Annotated in this window: 11 protein-coding genes and 1 tRNA gene; all 12 read right to left on the reverse strand. The window is 51.7% G+C overall.

Annotated elements, in window-relative coordinates; genetic code table 11:
- Positions 1–364: 364 nt before the first annotated feature.
- The 12 genes from AWU82_RS24920 to AWU82_RS24975 all read right to left on the reverse strand — a co-directional run bounded on the left by AWU82_RS24920 (position 365) and on the right by AWU82_RS24975 (position 17370).
- A complete protein-coding gene (locus tag AWU82_RS24920; protein ID WP_190241529.1) occupies positions 365–7951 on the reverse strand; it encodes a CHC2 zinc finger domain-containing protein in 7587 nt (2528 codons plus the stop codon).
- A gap of 231 nt (positions 7952–8182) precedes the next feature.
- Positions 8183–8473 carry a hypothetical protein gene (locus AWU82_RS24925; RefSeq protein ID WP_064382778.1) on the reverse strand — a complete coding sequence of 97 codons (291 nt, stop codon included), beginning with the start codon at positions 8471–8473 and terminating at the stop codon, positions 8183–8185.
- On the reverse strand, positions 8470–9450 hold the full coding sequence (locus tag AWU82_RS24930; RefSeq protein ID WP_064384145.1) for an integrase domain-containing protein: 981 nt from the start codon (positions 9448–9450) through the stop codon (positions 8470–8472). The genes AWU82_RS24925 and AWU82_RS24930 overlap by 4 nt, the downstream gene beginning before the upstream one ends.
- A gap of 283 nt (positions 9451–9733) precedes the next feature.
- Positions 9734–10159: a hypothetical protein gene (locus AWU82_RS29265; RefSeq protein ID WP_223290657.1), complete on the reverse strand. Its 426-nt coding sequence runs from the start codon at positions 10157–10159 to the stop codon at positions 9734–9736.
- Positions 10160–10341: 182 nt separating this feature from the next.
- Entirely contained in the window at positions 10342–11670 is a 1329-nt protein-coding gene (locus tag AWU82_RS24940) for a tyrosine-type recombinase/integrase (protein ID WP_064382779.1), read from the reverse strand.
- Between the two features lie 164 nt (positions 11671–11834).
- Positions 11835–11910, reverse strand: a tRNA-Thr gene (locus AWU82_RS24945).
- A 75-nt stretch (positions 11911–11985) separates the two neighbouring features.
- Positions 11986–12822: an FkbM family methyltransferase gene (locus AWU82_RS24950; RefSeq protein ID WP_064382780.1), complete on the reverse strand. Its 837-nt coding sequence runs from the start codon at positions 12820–12822 to the stop codon at positions 11986–11988.
- 335 nt (positions 12823–13157) lie between these two features.
- Positions 13158–14393 (reverse strand): methyltransferase, encoded by a 1236-nt coding sequence (locus tag AWU82_RS24955; protein ID WP_064382781.1) that lies wholly within the window; start codon positions 14391–14393, stop codon positions 13158–13160.
- A complete protein-coding gene (locus tag AWU82_RS24960) occupies positions 14374–15063 on the reverse strand; it encodes an ABC transporter permease (RefSeq protein WP_064382782.1) in 690 nt (229 codons plus the stop codon). Before AWU82_RS24960 ends, AWU82_RS24955 begins: the two co-directional genes overlap by 20 nt.
- Positions 15063–15755: an ABC transporter permease gene (locus AWU82_RS24965; RefSeq protein ID WP_064382783.1), complete on the reverse strand. Its 693-nt coding sequence runs from the start codon at positions 15753–15755 to the stop codon at positions 15063–15065. Before AWU82_RS24965 ends, AWU82_RS24960 begins: the two co-directional genes overlap by 1 nt.
- A gap of 78 nt (positions 15756–15833) precedes the next feature.
- Positions 15834–16583 carry an ABC transporter substrate-binding protein gene (locus tag AWU82_RS24970; RefSeq protein ID WP_064382784.1) on the reverse strand — a complete coding sequence of 250 codons (750 nt, stop codon included), beginning with the start codon at positions 16581–16583 and terminating at the stop codon, positions 15834–15836.
- Positions 16584–16596: 13 nt separating this feature from the next.
- Positions 16597–17370: an ABC transporter ATP-binding protein gene (locus AWU82_RS24975; RefSeq protein ID WP_007897462.1), complete on the reverse strand. Its 774-nt coding sequence runs from the start codon at positions 17368–17370 to the stop codon at positions 16597–16599.
- Positions 17371–17587 lie beyond the last annotated feature (217 nt).

Genomic DNA, 17587 nt, shown 5'->3' on the forward strand with positions numbered 1-17587 from the left:
AGCCCCCGACAGCGATCGCTGCCGGGGGCTTTTCATATGGGGTGGAATAACCAACCCCAGAAACAACAAAGCCCCTGCATTCCTGCAGGGGCTTCGTTTTGTATGGTGCCGGCACCAGACGAACGGTTTCTTGCTGTGAGGGCAGGGGATTCGCGGGGCTGGAATTTGGTGGATTTTGTGGCGTACCTCAAAGGGTCGCTATAAACAAATCAGCTGTTTATGGCGTTTTATGGAATCGAATCAGGGCCTTGAAGACGATGACCGATTTCTCCATTGGAGTTATTCACACTGTAAAGCGCGTGATGAGGTCTCCATACTACGAAGACCTCAACCGACTTCCGAATTTACTAAAATACTAGTTGTGTTAATCCTCTCTGGACGGATACGGTGGAATGAAAATATTTGGCATTGAGCCAATCTCATCAAACAGATCGACTGTTAACCAGTCTGTTATCACAGGAGGGATGCCAGCGGTTGGGTTTGCCCTCCAGTGATCTCGCCAATGTTCATACCGCTCTTTAAGCGGCCTAAGATCTTCGCCTTCAAAAATATTGGACAATATCTGTTGAGTCTCATTTATGCCGGGCGCTTCAGGCGATATATTTCTGCCCGCCATTTCCGCTGCATTTATCAATGCAATAGATTTTTTTAGGTCTAAGTAGAAACTATCCCTGTTCTTTTCAGTAAGCTCAGCTATTGGAAGGTATGCTACTAACTGGAGTGGTACTGCTAAAGCTTGAGGCCTGGGCTTTCCTTCTTGCATGAAAGACGGGTCGACGTCAGCTATAACGATGGCTTGTTCTGTCTGTCCCAAGGCATCATTAGGATTATTGTAGTAAATGCCTTTAGACCACCCAGCGTACGGAGTTATCAGGTCGTGAAAAATTGACTTTTTCGAATTTGTCCAGCTTTCTCTACCGATGAAGCAACTTCCACCGACTGCTTGCTTCTTGCAAACGGCATTGCAAAAAACTGTTGTCGCACCACCGGATAGCAAAGTGGCCTGCCCAAATATCCAATAGTCTGCTGATCTGGACGTCATAGCGGGTACCAAGATTATAGATCTCCTACTATTGCCGTCTCCAGATAGGCCGAGGTATTTCGACATAGATACTAAGTCTTCAATCAGAATGGCTTCGGCTTTTTCGCTGGATATAGTGCGGCCAAACTTGATTGCTTGTTTTCTTAATTCGGCAGCTAACGCCCTATAGTTGACTGGGCTCATTGGTAGAAAAAGTTCAGAGCAGATAAATTCAGTGCTGTGTAGAAGGTGTCTTAATTGTTGGGAGTAGTCCAGAATTTCTTCTGGTTTAATCACGTTGTCAAAAGCTGTTCGGGCGCCATCGGTGTCACGGCTCCTAAGTTCTGAAAGCAGAAAATCTGGTGAAAATAGAGGTGATAAAGGCTCTAGTAATGGTGAAAAAACTTCAGATGCAGCAAGTGATGAGTATTTTTTTCTGCGTGAAAATGTGCAAGCTATTCGCTCTCCGTTGCTCAGCTTTAACGGAGCAATCAGAGTCAAGATTGAACTGTGCTCCCCCGACATGTACGTCATAGGCTTGGACGGTGGTGAGGTGGAGAACGTTTTCAAGTGGTCTGCAAGTCCTAAAATACCGTCGTGTACCTCCGCAAACCCTGTATCCATTGTGTTGCCATACAGTTTATATGTACCTGCTAGTACAGCAGGCATATCTGGTTTTCTTTTTATTTGCTCTCGAAGCCATTTAATTGTATCGGGGCGAACTGAGTATTCCGGAATAACCAGTAAGTCTACGCGAAAGCTCTTGCAGGCGGATAATGCTTCAGATATGAACTTTCTCCGGCGAAGCTCATTACGACTCGCAGATGATCCCGTATTTTTAGGCGGGAGTTCATTGCTCCACTCGTTGGAGTCTACTATAGGATGGCGATAAGTATCGTTTACGTCCCATTGCATTATTGCGATTCGAACATGACCGGGTGAACGCTGTTGACGCGGGTCCCATACTCTCTCTTGAAGAGAGCGCCAGTCTTTTCGAGTCGAGTTATGTAGGTCTTTTGTATCAATTGAAGCAGTCTTATCGAAGGGCTCGGTCGATTCTGGTGTGTCTTCAACGGATATAGGATCAAGTCGTTCTTGAGTATTTGTTTTCTCATCGATGGAGTTTGATTCGATGTCGTAGAGACTAGAGTTTACATCGAGAGTAGAGGAGGTGTCACTATTTGAAAGTTTAACTTCTTCGTCGACTTCGCTAAGAGGACTGGCCAGATGGCTGTTTAAAGTTAAAAGCCGACTAAGTTTTTCATTGCGAGCGCTGACCAATATAAGATTGCCATCGCAATTATAGGTTTCCTGCCAAGTGCTGAAGAATTTAGAACCTTGCTGTACACGCTCAGGCCTTACGCCACCGGATAGCGCGATCTGCCAGCGTGAAATAGACCATTCCTCCCCCGATATTGACTTGAAGCTGTTCTCGGATGAGTTAAGCTTCCACGGGCCTGTAGCATCTCTAGTTTTAAGTTTCAAGTTAGCCTCTACAGTGTAGAGGCAATTAATGGAGTCAACTACCCATGGTTCGTGCCATGAGGAAAAAATTTCATCATGGTTAAACTCAAAGGGCCAATTTCCATCAAGGGTTGGCTGGTCTTTCTCACTTTCTGTAGGTGTCTTGCTGAGGAGAAGCACCAGTCGCTTAAGTTTGTTTTTCGTTATGGTGTCCCACTCGCCCGCTAGCGGTAGCTTCTTATGTGCACCAGATAAACCTATTCTACATAATGCTAATGCTAGCCAACCCAAAGGTGTTATTTTTGTAAACGCTGTCTCCGGAGCGTTGGCTTTAGTCTGCTTGATAAAATATTCATTTAGAGCAAGAATAGAGTCCTCTTCTTGGTCAATCAAAAAACCTTGCTCTGCAATTTCCCATGTCTCTGTAAGCTCTCCTTCAGCGGGGAAAGGCCAGTCTTCTTCTCCTAACGCATGAATTGCAAATGCGAGTTCTCGGGCCCAAGAAGAAATCGCAGCAATTTTACAACCCACAATAAGAGCAGATAAACTGCATGCTTGCAGGGGGACTGAGGCTTGTGTGTTCTTTAGTTTAGAGAAACGCTGAGAGAGTTCGAAGTAAGCCGTGGGAATGGTTCTATCGGTTTTCAATAATTTGGCGTCAGCACTGTCCGCCAATTCCGCACCCCACGGCGTAGGAATTGTGTGCAGAACCTTCAATGCGATTTTTTCTATATACTGAGAGAATAGCCCTTGTGTAAACGGATATGTTTTTCCGGACAAGCGAATATGCATTGCTGCAGTTTCAGCTTCGCTGGATATAACATATGAAATTTCTTCTCGTAGTTCCCCTCCAAAAGGAAATCCACGCAGAAGCTCCAGAGATCTTGTCACAGTTGCAGGAAGGTGATCTCCGTCATCAAGCGCACTCAGTACTTGATTTTTGAAATAGGATCCTCGTAGTTTTCGCAATACGTTTCGGAGTAAGTGAGTTGCCGGCTCAAGTAGTTCTTGCCTGCTTGTGGTGTCCGCATCTTTCGGACCGAGCTCAGCAAATGTATCAATGTCACGACGAAACCCAGAGAGTTCAGATAAAAATACGCCAGTACGCCAAAATTGACCGTATTGTTCAGGGACCTCGATAGTTCTCAATCCCCGTGAGCCGTCGCGAACAAATGCGAGCCCATCGAGAGCTATTGTCGGGTAACTTGGTGTAAGCAAAGAAATGATTAAAGTATTTTCATCATTTTGATCAGGTCTATTACTTGTTAATAAGTATGGCCAAGCAGGAACATATTCCTTATGATTTTGGGGAGAGATTTTATTTATTCTGGCAATCGCTTCGAATGCATTGGCTATCCATTTTAATTTTGATGCATCTATCTCTATGCGTGGCGGTAGGGCGGGGCTCCAAAATTTATGATCCTCTGGTAGCTCAGCTTCAAAAATCTCCAGCTTTCCAACTGCTACTACAGTTTTCCAATCTGGCACAAACTCTTGGGGAGGAGAATCTGCGGTTGAAATTTTAAAGGTAGGATTTCTAGAATCTTCTGAGTTTTCAGTTGATGAAGGAAGTGTGACCCACCATATTTTTGATATTTTTACCCAGTTAGAGTCGTGTGACCGACTAGAATAGAGAAGTAGTCCGCTTGCCGGAATTCCTGGAAGCGGAGGAAATGGTATTTTTGCTTCGCCAGTTTGTAATAAGTGATTACGGTTAACTAATAAGTGCGGCAATGCCTCCCTAGGAGTAATTGCAGCGAATGTTTGCAAAGCCAGCAGAATAGCCTCTCCGGATGGGTCTTGATCATGAATTTCGCATTCATAACTATTTCCAGAGGGGAGTAGGCATTTAAGAATTGGAAGATAATTGTCATCATCTAGGGCGAACACACTAGATGGCTCACGGGACTTTTGTAAAATACTATGCAACTCTTGTGCAAAGCCCGCAAGAGGATCATTTGTATTCGAGTCTGAGTTTACGGTTAAGCAAACGATAGCATTGTGTAACCATAAAAAAGCATCATGCAGCAAATTCCATTCGCCCAAGGCGTCGCCAGATACGGTTAGGCCTGTTGTGTTTCTACCGTTGGCCTCTATGTCTGTTACTATAGCCCTCTTAAGCGATATTCTAAATCGGGCGCTCTGTTTCTCTATTATCTCCAGTGCAAGTGAATCAGTTTCGGAAGCTTTTACGATCTGATTTGATAGTTGACTAGCCATCCATTGAATACAAATGACTCTCTGCACAAACATACGCTTGAGCTTTTGTGTGCCTAATCCCCAGCCATCAGGGCATGGACTAGATTTTGGCAGATAGAATGACTTAAAGAAATTCGAGTCAGAAGCCGCTCGGGCTAAACCAATAATACCTTGTTGCCGAGCATTAGATTCGACAGGGTCGGAGCCGTAATCGATTTTGTTTGCTCTCTCCAATAAATTTTGGAGCCCTTCTAACGCATAAAATGACGGATCATCCCAAGGTAGATCTTTATTTAACTCAAATGGTAAATTTTGACAAACACTATTCCAAATTCCCCAATAGGTACCGATAATGTCTGCATCGCTTGTACCCTGACAAATTACAGCTGAAATGTACCAGATCCAGCGTGCCGCTTTTGCAAGCTCTGAAGGCCTAAGGTCACTGGCTCTGAGGGCTGTAAATATTTGATTTTTTATTATTTCAGGTGAAGCTTGATATAAACGTGGGTCTCTCAGAAGCTCGAGTGCGTTTTGACGAGTTATTTGCTTGTCTTGCCAGGCGCCCCAGCCAAATTCAAAATCTTCAACTTCGAATATTTCCGCTTCTTCACGTGGCCCTGAGACTGCCAAGGCGCGGCCAGAAGTTAGCTCATCTAAGAAATCTTGGGCACTCATTGGTGCGAAGCTTTCTTTTGGAACCATTTCAAGGCCGAGTGAACTTGTTACGTCTTCAACAATAGCCCTGAGTACATTCAACACATCAAGGCTGTCGCTGATAATTACTACGTCATCAACATAACGTGCATAGCCTGCACGGGTTTGACCGTCACGGTTGTACTCTACAAGCTTGCTCCTTATCTTAGAGTCCAGCTTAAAAAGTAAGCTGTTGCCTAACCATGCCGATAAGACCGGACCCTGGGGAATCCCGCGCTCACGGTCGGATTTCTTTGGCTCGCCTGTATCTGGATGGTAATAGTGAAACCCGAAGCTTTGGTCTACTAGAAAATCGACTACAGCTCGATTACGCTCATCCGTAAAGCCGGCCGGCTGAAAGAGTGGAGCAAAGTTTTCCGAGTTATCTAACTTCTCAAAGGCGGAATTTATACAGTCTTGAAGCATCCCCTTCATGACAGAGCGCTTTATATTGTCATAATAGCGCTTCAAATCAAGTCGGATCATGTGTACTTGACTCATCCCTTCACCTTGTGAAAGGAGTGACGCAATGAATTCTTTCCAGCAGTCAAAGAATGGTCGAAAAATTCCACCCGAAGATGGTGGATGCCTACCCTCTAGAACATCCATGTCAATTTGATAGGCGAAACTAAGTGTTTCGTCAAAGGATGATCCATTAGGTTCTCCAGTAGTTTTTTTTCTATCTGAATCTCGATAGAAACGTACCGCTGGAATAAATCTACTAAATCCTAGCTCTGAGCTTTCGTCTAGTTGTTCGGATAAAAGCTCATTGATTATATATTGTTGAATTACCAAGTCTTCTGGGCACGGCATTGACTTAAGCCTTGGCTCATTTTTGCCGAACCCACGTGAAACATGTACTGCGTCAAATGGCTCTATTGGTTGAAATTGATTCTGCTTTAAACGCGATGAAAATCCTTCGTTAAATGCTGTGGCCGCTAATGAAAGTCTGCGCCAAGCAGCGATGTCTGATAGGACTTCCCCTTTGTTAGCCCCGGACTGAGCTAGCTCCCTTGCTAGGTTCAATTTTAAGGCCTGGTCTTGGCCTGATGATATGCTGTAGCTACTTTTCTTCCTTAGCTTTTTAGGTTCGCTGTAATTTGTCAGTTCCTTTGTCCAAGAGATATTATCAACAGATTTCGAATTGCTTGTAACGAGAAGCCTTTTAGGAAAGCCCTGGGATATACTTGATAGGTACTGCCCTACTCGAAATTTTGCTCCATCTGGTACGGAGGTCCAAGCAGCATCATCGAGGATGGTGGAAGGTGAAATTTTTAGTCTTTCTGATACGAGTGCGAGTGCGGCGGGGTGTGTAGAGTGTTCGAGAAAAGCATCGGCTTCTTTTAATGACTCAAAGTTACTCAGCAACTCATCAGGGTCTTTCGCACCCGCTGACTCGGTAGGTATGTCATCATCAAGAGCCCATATAAATGAAACTTCAATTCGGAGGTTGGTGTCCTTATTTAATATTTTTTCAATAGATAGTGCTGAGCCTTTTAAACCAGCTTGATCACGGTCTAAAAAGATTTTTAAACGGAGAGGGGATATCTCAGGAAGGGTATTGGCTAGATTTATTATAAGTTGGGCTTGATGTTCGGAGAGACTTGAACCTAATATTGCTACCGCTGCGTACCCTAGCTTTTCTAGTCTTAGGCAATCCAGCAATCCCTCACAGACATAGAGGTTAGGTTGTTTGTTTTCCTCAATAAGTGATTTTATTTTGGAAAAGGCCTCGTGATATCTGTAAAGGATAGAGGACTTGGGTAATTTAGGGGAGTAGAGGTATTTTGGTGATTTTGAGCCTTCTTTTGTCTTGCGTCCAGCGAACCCAACAAGCTTTTTGTTTTCGTCCCGCATTGGGAATATTACACGCTGATCGTAGAAGAAATCTCTATATGAATCGCCTAGGTTTAGGTTTTGGCCCTGAACATTAGTGAGGTCTGAGTTCTCTCTTCTTATTAGTCCGCTTGACTCGAACTGTTCGAGCATTGCTCGGAATACACCATAATTACCCTTGTGACTCTCTATCTCTCGAGATAAAGTTCTTGGTGATGCTAGAGATATTTCCGCGGCTATGCTTGTTGCTAATGTGAATTTCCTGGATTTTAGCCAAGGTTCAAGTTCTTTGCTTGAGTTGTTTCTGTATATTTTTAACGCGGCTTCTAATGTTTCTGAGTCAATGTGGGTTTTTTCTTGTTCTTTTTGTTTGGAAAGTGATGTGCTTGTTTTGTGTTGCGTTCTGGAAGGTTTTTTGGGAATTGTATACCCGTAGGTCTCAGCCAGCCATCTAACGGCCGTTGTGAAGTCTATATTTCGGACTTTTTGTACAAACTTGAAGATGTCACCATGAGCGTGGCAAGAAAAACAGTGATAATGAGATCTGTCGTATGAGCTTATTTTGTACAGCTGCATGGAAGGGTTTTTTTCATTGTGCTCAATACACAGGGATATCGCTTTATCACCTACTTTCTTTACTGGCAGTCCCAAGCGTTCCGCGAGTTCATCAATCTCTATATTATCTGCTAACAGTTGGATGAGTTGATGGAAGTCATTCCCTGAAGTTTTGTTGTTCATGTTAGTTTCGCATCTATGCATGTGATGGCAAAACCCTATCATTTTTTTGCTAGGCTGTCACTAACGTGCCCTGTCGTGTAGCGTTTCTGTTTTAAAAAAGGTGACCGTCCTCGATACATCTAATCTATCGAGGATGGATTAAAAGTTAATAAATTAGGCTGATGTTGTGATTGCTAGGCGCTTTACATTGTGAAATTTGGCTAAAATATTAACGAAGAGTTCCTATTCGTGTTACGTATTCGCTATCTTGTGTTCGAAGTTCCATTCCTTTCCTAAACGGTCAGCTATCAGGCATATGGTTAAAAAATAGTAATAACGGGTGGATTCAGCGCGCTTGCTCAAATGGTGTTTCAATATCCAATTGAGATGTTTTTGCTGCCAGGTCCATGGATTACCTCGTGCCCAGCGCTCAGTAATTGCCTTTTGGATATCCTTCGCCTGCCGCAAATGCCGCTCTCGGGTCGAATGCGAGCCTGTCAGAACGCCGGACAAGAACACCTCCATATCAAACGTCTTGGTCATACCCGCCCCCCAATATAGGAAGCGACCACATCAACTCGGCCATGCCCCAGTTCTCGACTGATCTGCATGCGAGCTTCAAGATCAAGACGACGATCTATGGCACAGCACTGCCCGCCGTTAACAGGTGCCCGATGCTGGGTGATCTGCTGGTAACGCTCACACGCAAACGCCGCTCTCAGCTCATGAAATCCTTTGAGATTGCGGGCATGCAGAACGTCTCTAGCGGGCCCGACGATTCTCTGAACAAACTCCTTGTAGCTTTCACTGGGCGCAACCATGTTGCGGCTGCCCTCCGGCGATACCTGCACCGCAAACGCCAAGGCGGCTCGAATATGCTCATCCACCACAATCCAACGAGGTGCCGAAGCACCAGCCCGGCCACCCTTGGTGCCATCCTGTATGTTGATCTTCCCAAGGCTATCCGCCTCACGACACAATCTTGGCAAGTCCGCCAAGACCGCCTCACGAAATCTGATGCCCGTGGACCGCGCCAACTGAGCAATCGCGGCTACACGTAACTGCCCATGTTTGCACAAGGCATCGACGATCTGTCTCACCTGCCCGCTGTCTTGCCCCTGGGGCGCTGTTTTGCGAACGTTGCAGCGCTGCATTGCTAGCGCTTTGCTCGGACTGAGTACCTGCACATACTGATCACCGCGAAGCGCAGCCATAGTCCTGTTAACGCTGGATAGCCGGTTCTGCGCGGTGCTGACGGCGAGATCACCGCGCTTAACAATGTCGCGCAGATACGCCGCATAGTCGGCCAACAGCTTCCGATCAATCTGCCGCGCATCATTGATGCCGGGCCCCTGGTCGGAGCGGCACCACTTCACAAATGCCTGCCACCGATCACTGTGAGCTTTGACCGTGCCGTAATGGCCTCCGCCGAACATGTCTTTCAACGCCTGCGGCCCTGCATAGCTCAGTTGCCTGCCGTAACCGAAATTGCGGCCATCGCGTCTACCCACCAATGCCATGTCAGTCACCTCATCATCCGATCTCCAATCCTCGCCCCACGTCATCCCGCCAAGAATGCTGAGTGTTATCAGGGATCAAGGCCCCTGCGACCTGTGGGGATGTCCTCTAACGCGGGACTGGCGGCTCCTTACGTCCGGGAGCAAGGGCATCTCATGATCTCGCCTCCTGAACACCGTTACCGGTGGGCGGGTGGAGGCTGCATTGGCTGACGAGACCAGTGCCGCGAGATCCTGAGCCAGGTGCAAGCAGCAATGCGATGACCGGGGCATGCCTGACTGTCAGTCAGGTGCAGTCCATTCCTTGGTCTGCGGCACCATCATCTACAAGGCTGTTGCTGGTGACATCGGCGTTTGTCACGCCGATTGTCACGAGGGTGAATGCCGCAAAGCCTTGTGCGATCAGGGCTGCAGCAGTGGTAGAAGTGCCCGTCTCTTTCCACAGAAAGAGACGGGCACAGGTTGGCGCAATATTTTGGCCAAGCGGATAGGTTGCTGCAGGGCAGCGAGGTACGGGGTATTGGCGCACGAGCGCCATATGTGTAAGAGCATCCATCACCGGGGAGGTGACCGGGCGAGCTGCCGGATGCGAATCGCCTTTGGGGAGAACCACCGCGAGAGCGGCGTGACCTTGAAGGTTCGGATCACCTGGGGTGCTGCCTAAGGCAGCGGTTGCACGGTCAGTTCTACGCCTGTGGATAATTTTGGTCAACTCCCCATTCCTCGTGGCCTCTGGGGCTGTGCATGAAATTATCCACCGGTGGAAATCAGTGGTATCCAAAGGATTTGTATCGGTTTTAGCTTTGCAAAGCGAGGTCCATCCAAACAGGGCGGCTTTGCAGCCCTGTTTGGATGGACCCGAATTAAAGAGCGGCCAACGGTGATCTGGAGGGTTCACCGACGGTTGAATGCGCTACGCCCACTTGGCAAGGGAGTGATGTTGTCGCCAGCTGGATGGGCGAACTCATGTGGAGTGACATGCCCCGATCTGTTGGCATCGATGTAATTGCTCCACCACGCCATGATCAGCCGACGCTGCTCCAGAAATTCGGCCTTGTGGATATAGGCGGCGCGCACGCGATTGCGTTCCTTGTGGCTCATCTGCCGCTCAATAGCCGCGTCTGTCCACAGCCCTGACTCCAGCAAGGCGCTACAGGCCATGGTCCTGAATCCATGCCCACATACCTCCTTGGATGTGTCGTAGCCAACGTTGCGCAGCACCTGGTTAACCGTGTTCTCCGACATTGGCTTCCAATACTTGTGGTCACCGGGCAGCACCAGTTCGGAGAAGCGACTCAAGCCGCGTAGCCGTTCAAGGATCGCGATGACTTGGGGTGATAGCGGCACCATCTGTATGTCTCCGCTCATCTTGGTGCCACGGGTGGAATTGCGCACGCCGTCGATTGGCTTACGGGTGTCCGGGATTTCCCACATCGCCCTTTGCAGGTCGAACTCATCCCAGCGCGCAAAGCGCAGTTCGCTGGAGCGCACGAACACGTGCAGCGTCAGCAATACAGCCAGCTTGGTTAGCTCACGGCCGTTGTAGTTGTCGATCCGGCTGAGTAGTTCGGGGAGGCGGTTGAGTGAGAGGGCAGGGCGGTGCACGGTACGCGGGGCATGAATCGACCCTGCCAGATCGAGCGCAGGATTCTGGCTGATCTGCCTTGCCCGCTTCGCGCCCCGCATGATCGTGGAGAGATAGTTCTGCACACGCAGGGCAACGTCCATGGTGCCGCGCTCTTTGATACGCAGCGTGACCTCAAGCAGATCATGAGTATCGAGTTCAGCAATGGGGCGTTGGCCGATCAGGGGGAAGACGTGGGTGCGCAACCGGCTCATGACGGTCTTGGCGTGTCCCTCCGTCCAGCGCCGGGACATCTCGGCGTGCCACTCCAGGGCGACGGTTTGGAAAAGCAGGGAGGCTCGTTGGGCAGCAAGCTTTGCTTTCTTCTTCTCTTCCATCGGGTCGAGGTTATCGAGCAACAGGGATTTGGCTTCATCGCGCTTGGTCCTCGCGACGGCCAGCGAGATGATGGGGTAGTTGCCGATGATCAGCGTGCCTTCCTTGCCGCTGGGCTTGAAGTAGCGCAATCGCCACGTTTTCACGCCGTTGGGTTTCACGAAGAGGTACATGCCGCCACCGTCGAATAGCTTGTAGGCGCGTTCGCGAGGTTTCGCCGTACGGCATTTGAGGTCGCTGAGAGGAACGGCTAGACGTGGCATAAGGGTACGTTCTCCATGCAGGCAAGACGCTGTACCCTAAAAATACCCCCGGGGATGGGGTATTTTGTTGGATCCCGACGGAGGGTCTTGGAACAAAAAAACCCGCCAAAGGGCGGGTTTTAGGGGCTTCCAAGGCATTCGGTGGAATACGATGGAGCTGGATATGGTGCCGGCACCAGGAATCGAACCCGGGACCTACTGATTACAAGTCAGTTGCTCTACCATCTGAGCTATACCGGCGTGTGGGCGACGATTATAGCGGCTCGGTTGCTTCTGTAAACCCCTGAATTCAGACTATTTTTGCTCGGGCTCCGATCAGGCCCGGCGCAGGACGTTGCGCAGTTTCTGGAGCGCTCGCCAGGCGCGGTTGTTCTGGATGGCGCGCAGTTGGGCTTCGGCGTGTTCGGCGCGTTGTGTGGCGGCGCTGATTTGCGCCATGGCGTCGGCTTCGCTGGGGCTGACGGGGTGGGCGAAGGGGTGGCCGAGGCACAGCTGGAAGTTGTCGAGCTGGCAGGGCGGCATGTCGAAGGCCGGTTTGAGGTTCAGGTGTTCGTCGGCCAGGAAGTAGCTGTTGAGGCCGTCGAAGCAGACGTTGCTGTAGCCGGCGTCGGTGATCAGGTGTTCCCAGGTGTGGTCGCGCTCGAACGGGGTTTCGATGAGGATGATCCACGGGCGGAAGCGGCTGAAGTCCATGCCGCGCAGCACGGTTTCTTCGTGGCCTTCGACGTCGATTTTCAGGAAGTGAATTTCGCGGCCGGTGGCGTGTTCTTCGCAGATCGAGGTCAGGGTGCGGGCCTTGACGGTGAGGCTGCGCACGTCAAGGCCTAGGTCGCGGCGTTGCTGGGCGGTGACGGTATCGGCGGTGGACAGGCCGGTGCCGGGAATGCCGTAAAAGGTCACTTCGCCGGGCTTGTCACTGGCGATGCATTGCAGCGTCGTGTCGCGCGGGCGCTGCTGGCGCAGAGCGTCGTGGAAGTTCTGCATCGGCTCGACGTTGATGCCGCTCCAGCCGCGATCATAGAACGCCTTGGTGACCGAGTCGTGAATCGGGTCGTTGGCGCCGATATCGATGTAGAAGCCGTTTTCAAAGAACTTGAGGGCGCGCCACAGGCGAACGTCTTCGAAATTCTGTGCGTAAGAGATGAACGTCACGGTCGCTTCCTGTCGGTCAGGTTTTTGTTGTTCGGGGTGCGCGCTACCTGCACGGTATAGCAAGGGCGTATGGCAGGCGCAATTGTCCGCTGCTGGCATCCGCGATTCGGCGGTTATGTCCTTTTGGTCGAGGGCTTATGCACAACAGGTTTTGAAGAGGGCGGGCTTAGAGGGAATTTTGTGGACGGGTTCTCATTTGAGTCTTAAATCCCTGTTTTGCTGGTTTTTTATTCATGTGAACAAAAAATGACCAGCGCTGTTGATGGCCTGAAACGACCGTAGATATTGGATCCACGATAATTCCATCAACAGAGTTATCCACAGGCTGTGGAAGATTAAACGCGTTCGGCCAGCAACAGGATATTACGCGGTGTTAGTGGCGCCTCGCAGAAGGTGCCGAGGCGTACGACGTAACCCTGTTCGGTGAGGAAAAGTGCCCGATCCAGGTTCAGCCAGAGCTCCAGCGGGCGTCGGAACAGTCCGCGCAGCAGTTCCAGGTTGCGAACTTCAGCCAATCGCTGCCAACCGGCGGCTTCCAATGCCACCCAATCTGGCGAGCCGATTGTGGATAACTCTTTCAACGCTGCCAGATCGCGGCAGTAATCAGCGAACGGTTTGTCCAGCCAGGCGCTCGGCAGGGACGGCGTCGGCAAGTATTCGTCAACGCCGCGCACTTGCCGTTGCAACAGATCAAAGGCCAGCCGGCGGGCCATGGAGGTGTCACGCTGACGTCGGACGCGGGCACCGGCGGTGACGGTTTCGCTCATCGGCAGGGACAGATCTTCCAGCGAGAGCTGTAGGACGGAGCGTGAACCTGCGGAGGACAACGCCTGATATTCGGTGCGACTGATCCGGTTGTAACAGCACGGTGCAATTGCCAGTTGTCGGCAGCCAGCGGCGGAGGCCAGTTGCATCAGCCGCACATGCAAATCACCGCAAGCGTGCAGGGCGACAGGGGTGTGTTCGGTGTTCAGCAATAAAGCCGTGTCCGCTGCGAGCACATCCTGCTCGACATGCAGCGCATGCAGATGATGACGCTGACTCAGCGCCTGACCGCTGGCAACCAGCGCCGGGTCGTATTCCAGACAGGTGAGTTGCTGATCGGCACCCAGCAGACGCCGGCCCAAATGGCCTTTGCCCGAACACCAATCCAGCCAGTGCTTCGGTTGCGCGGCAAACGACAAGCGGCTGGCGAAGGCCTCTATCTGCTGCCATTTGCGTCCCGGCACATCGACATTCAGACGATGCCCGGCGGCTTCCAGCGAATGTGCAGGCAACTCACCCACTGCACTCAGTTCAAGCGACAACGCCGCCAATGAAGCAAACGGCTCCGGCGCTTCCGAAAGATCGGCAGGGTGGTTATGGGCGTTTTCCGCATCTTCCAGCGAACGTCCGCGTAGCCACGAGGCCAATTCCGGGTAGGACGCTTCCCAAGGCAATTGCAGATGAGTGAAAGGGCGGGGTTTCCACAATCCCTGATGGGCCGTGAGAAATGCATCCAGTGCCGTGAAACGGGCGAGCAGGGCCTCGCCCGTCAGCACGCCGGAAGAATCAGCGCCCTTGGCACGCATCGACGCGCAACCACCGCTCCAGCTGCTTGAACGCCTGAACGAGCACAAACGACATCAGCAGGTAAATGACGCCTGCGGTGAAGAACATATCCACTGTCAGGTAGTTGCGGGCAATGATGGTGCGGGTGATGCCAGTGAGTTCGAGCAAGGTCACCGTGCTCGCCAGAGAACTGGCCTTCAGCATCAGAATAACTTCGTTGCTGTAGGCCGGCAGAGCGATGCGCGCGGCGCGGGGCAGGACGATATAGAACAATGCCTTGGCCTTGGACATGCCCAGTGCGCGTGCGGCTTCGATCTCACCCGGCGGGATGGCCTGGATGGCGCCACGCAGGATCTCGGCGATGTAAGCGGCTGTATGCAACGTCATCGTGGCGGTGGCACACCAGAATGGGTCGCGCAGGTACTGCCACATGAAGCTGCCGCGTACGGCGTCGAACTGAGCCAGGCCGTAGTAGACCAGGAACAGTTGCACGAGCAACGGAGTGCCACGGAAGAAAAAGATGTAAGCGTAAGGAAATGCGCGGATAAACCAGAGTTTGGAGGAACGAGCGATGCCCAGAGGAATCGCCAGCAACAACCCGAGAATAACGGCAATACCCACGAGTTCGAGTGTCAGCAGGGCGCCCTGAAAGAACTTCGGCAGCCACTTATAAATGACTTCCCATTCCATTAGGTCGTCCTCACGAAGCCACGAGCGGCGCGTTTTTCCAGGAAGTGCATAGTGATCATCGCCAGTATGGTCAGGACCAGATACATGAAGGCTGCAACCAGATAGAAAGTGAATGGATGCTTGGCGAAGGTTACGGCGTTCTGCGCATTGCGCATGATTTCTTCCAGTCCTATGACCGACACCAGCGCGGTGTCTTTCATCAGAATCATGAACAGGTTGCCAAGGCCAGGCAGGGCGATACGCCACATCTGCGGCATGATCAGCCTGGTGAAGATCCGCCATTTTGGCAGGCCCAGGGCCTGGCCGGCCTCACGGTGACCTTTGGGAATAGCCAGGAGCGCGCCACGAAAGACTTCCGTGGCATAGGCGCCGAAGCACAGTCCGAGGGCGGTTACGCCTGCCACGAAAGGGCTCAGTGCCAGGTCGGGATTACCAAAGTATTCGCCAATGGCATTCATCGTCTTGACGGTGCCGAGGTAGATCAGCAGAACCCATAGCAGTTCCGGCACACCGCGTACGAGGGTCGAGTAGGTTTCGCCAAGCCACTGCAGCGGCTTGTACGGGGAAGTCTTGGCCAAGGCACCGAGCAGACCGAGCACCAGCCCGACGCACAGGGCCGAGAGTGCCAGTTTGACGGTCATCAGCGCGCCGGCGAGTAGCACCGGGCCGAATCCGTGGAGATCGATAATCATGGATTTCTTTTCAAATCGCGGCAGGCAAGATCGGGAGCCTGCACCGTCGGATCACGGCGCAGGTCCCGCAGGTCAGGATCAATAGATGCTGAACGGGAAGTACTTGTCGTTGATCTTTTTGTAGGTACCGTCGGCGACGATTTCCTTCAATGCGGCGTTCAGCTTCTCGCGCAATGGGTCACCTTTGCGCACGGCGATGCCGATCTTGTCGCTTTCCACGACCGGGTCACCCTTGAACTCGTAGTTCTTGCCGGCGTCGGTTTTCAGCCAGTCATAGTTGGCGTACTTGTCGGCGAGGATGGCATCGACACGACCGGAGGTCAGGTCCAGGTAGGCGTTTTCCTGGGTGTCATAAAGTTTGACCTGGATATCGCTACCGTAAGTGTCTTCGAGCCAGGTACCTGCCAGGGTTGCGCGTTGCGTACCGATGATCTTGCCCTTGAGCGCGTCCTTGTCGGTTTTGAAATCGACGTTTTTCGGCGCGATGAACTGCAGTTTGTTCGAGTAGTACGGGTCGGTGAAGTCCACCGCGCCCTTGCGCTCGTCGGTGATCGACAGCGAGGAAATCAGGAAGTCGAACTTCTTGGCGTTCAGGGCCGGGATGATGCCGTCCCAGTCGGAGGTGACCACGGAGCATTCAACTTTCATCTTGGCGCACAGGGCGTCGCCGATGTCTTTGTCGAAGCCGACGACGTTGCCGCTGGCGTCTTTATTGTTGAACGGCGGGTAAGCCGCTTCGATGCCCATCTTCAGGGTCTCGGCCATGGCACCAACGCTGAACGCGAGGGTGACGGCGGCGGCCAGGAAGACCTTTTTGTAGTTCTGCATGCGGGTAGCTCCGTTAGCGGTTGCTGGACATGAATTGTTTGCAGCGCGCCGAAAGCGGGTTTTCGAACACCTGCTGTGGCGATCCTTGCTCTTCTACCAGGCCCTGGTGGAGGAACACCACTTCGCTGGAGACCTGACGGGCGAAGCCCATTTCATGGGTCACGAGCAGCATGGTGCGGCCTTCTTCGGCCAATGCGCGGATGACATTAAGTACTTCCTGGACCATTTCCGGGTCAAGGGCGGAGGTGGGCTCGTCGAACAGGATCACCTTGGGCTGCATCGCCAGTGTGCGGGCAATCGCCGCGCGCTGTTGCTGGCCGCCGGACAGTTGCGCCGGGTAGGCGTGGCGCTTGTCGGCGATGCCGACCTTGGCCAGCAGCGCTTCGGCGACCTCGATGGCTTCGGCCTTGCTCTGGCCGAGCACGCGGCGTGGGGCTTCGATGATGTTGTCGAGCACGCTCATGTGCGGCCACAGATTAAAGTTTTGAAACACAAAACCAATCTCGGAGCGCAGGCGATTGATCTGCTTGCCGTCGGCGGCAACCAGTTCGCCATTCTTGGCGGCCTTGAGCTTGAGTTCTTCCCCGGCCACCAGGATCTGGCCCTGATGCGGGTTTTCCAACAGGTTGATGCATCGCAGGAACGTGGACTTGCCGGAACCGGAGGAACCCAGGATCGAGATCACATCGCCGTCGCGGGCGGTCAGCGAGATGCCTTTGAGCACCTCAAGCTGTCCGTAGCGTTTGTGCAAGTTGCGGATTTCAAGCGCGGGCGTGGCCTCAGCCATGTGCGTTCCTCATATATGTTGCGCTCCTGCTGTTGGCCGGCCTTCCTGGCGAGGCGGCCAAGCTAGCATAGCGTTTCAATGGCAGCCAACAGCGCTACGAGCGGTAAACGGATGGCCTGTGGCAGGTTGTCGCATCGGCGCAGCAGACTGTCGCCCCATCAACAACCGAACGGGTGTTTGAACGTGAATTCCCGCGGGTGTCGCGTAAAAAAAGGCG

The organism is Pseudomonas glycinae, assembly GCF_001594225.2.
Taxonomy (GTDB): domain Bacteria; phylum Pseudomonadota; class Gammaproteobacteria; order Pseudomonadales; family Pseudomonadaceae; genus Aquipseudomonas; species Aquipseudomonas glycinae.

Bases quoted from the DNA above. Each gene is read 5' to 3' on its own strand.
- AWU82_RS24925 (WP_064382778.1), bottom strand. From the start codon at position 8,473: ATGACCAAGACGTTTGATATGGAGGTGTTCTTGTCCGGCGTTCTGACA.
- AWU82_RS24965 (WP_064382783.1), bottom strand. From the start codon at position 15,755: ATGATTATCGATCTCCACGGATTCGGCCCGGTGCTACTCGCCGGCGCG.
- AWU82_RS24960 (WP_064382782.1), bottom strand. From the start codon at position 15,063: ATGGAATGGGAAGTCATTTATAAGTGGCTGCCGAAGTTCTTTCAGGGC.
- AWU82_RS24930 (WP_064384145.1), bottom strand. From the start codon at position 9,450: ATGGCATTGGTGGGTAGACGCGATGGCCGCAATTTCGGTTACGGCAGG.
- AWU82_RS24920 (WP_190241529.1), bottom strand. From the start codon at position 7,951: ATGAACAACAAAACTTCAGGGAATGACTTCCATCAACTCATCCAACTG.
- AWU82_RS24975 (WP_007897462.1), bottom strand. From the start codon at position 17,370: ATGGCTGAGGCCACGCCCGCGCTTGAAATCCGCAACTTGCACAAACGC.
- AWU82_RS24955 (WP_064382781.1), bottom strand. From the start codon at position 14,393: ATGCGTGCCAAGGGCGCTGATTCTTCCGGCGTGCTGACGGGCGAGGCC.
- AWU82_RS24940 (WP_064382779.1), bottom strand. From the start codon at position 11,670: ATGCCACGTCTAGCCGTTCCTCTCAGCGACCTCAAATGCCGTACGGCG.
- AWU82_RS24970 (WP_064382784.1), bottom strand. From the start codon at position 16,583: ATGCAGAACTACAAAAAGGTCTTCCTGGCCGCCGCCGTCACCCTCGCG.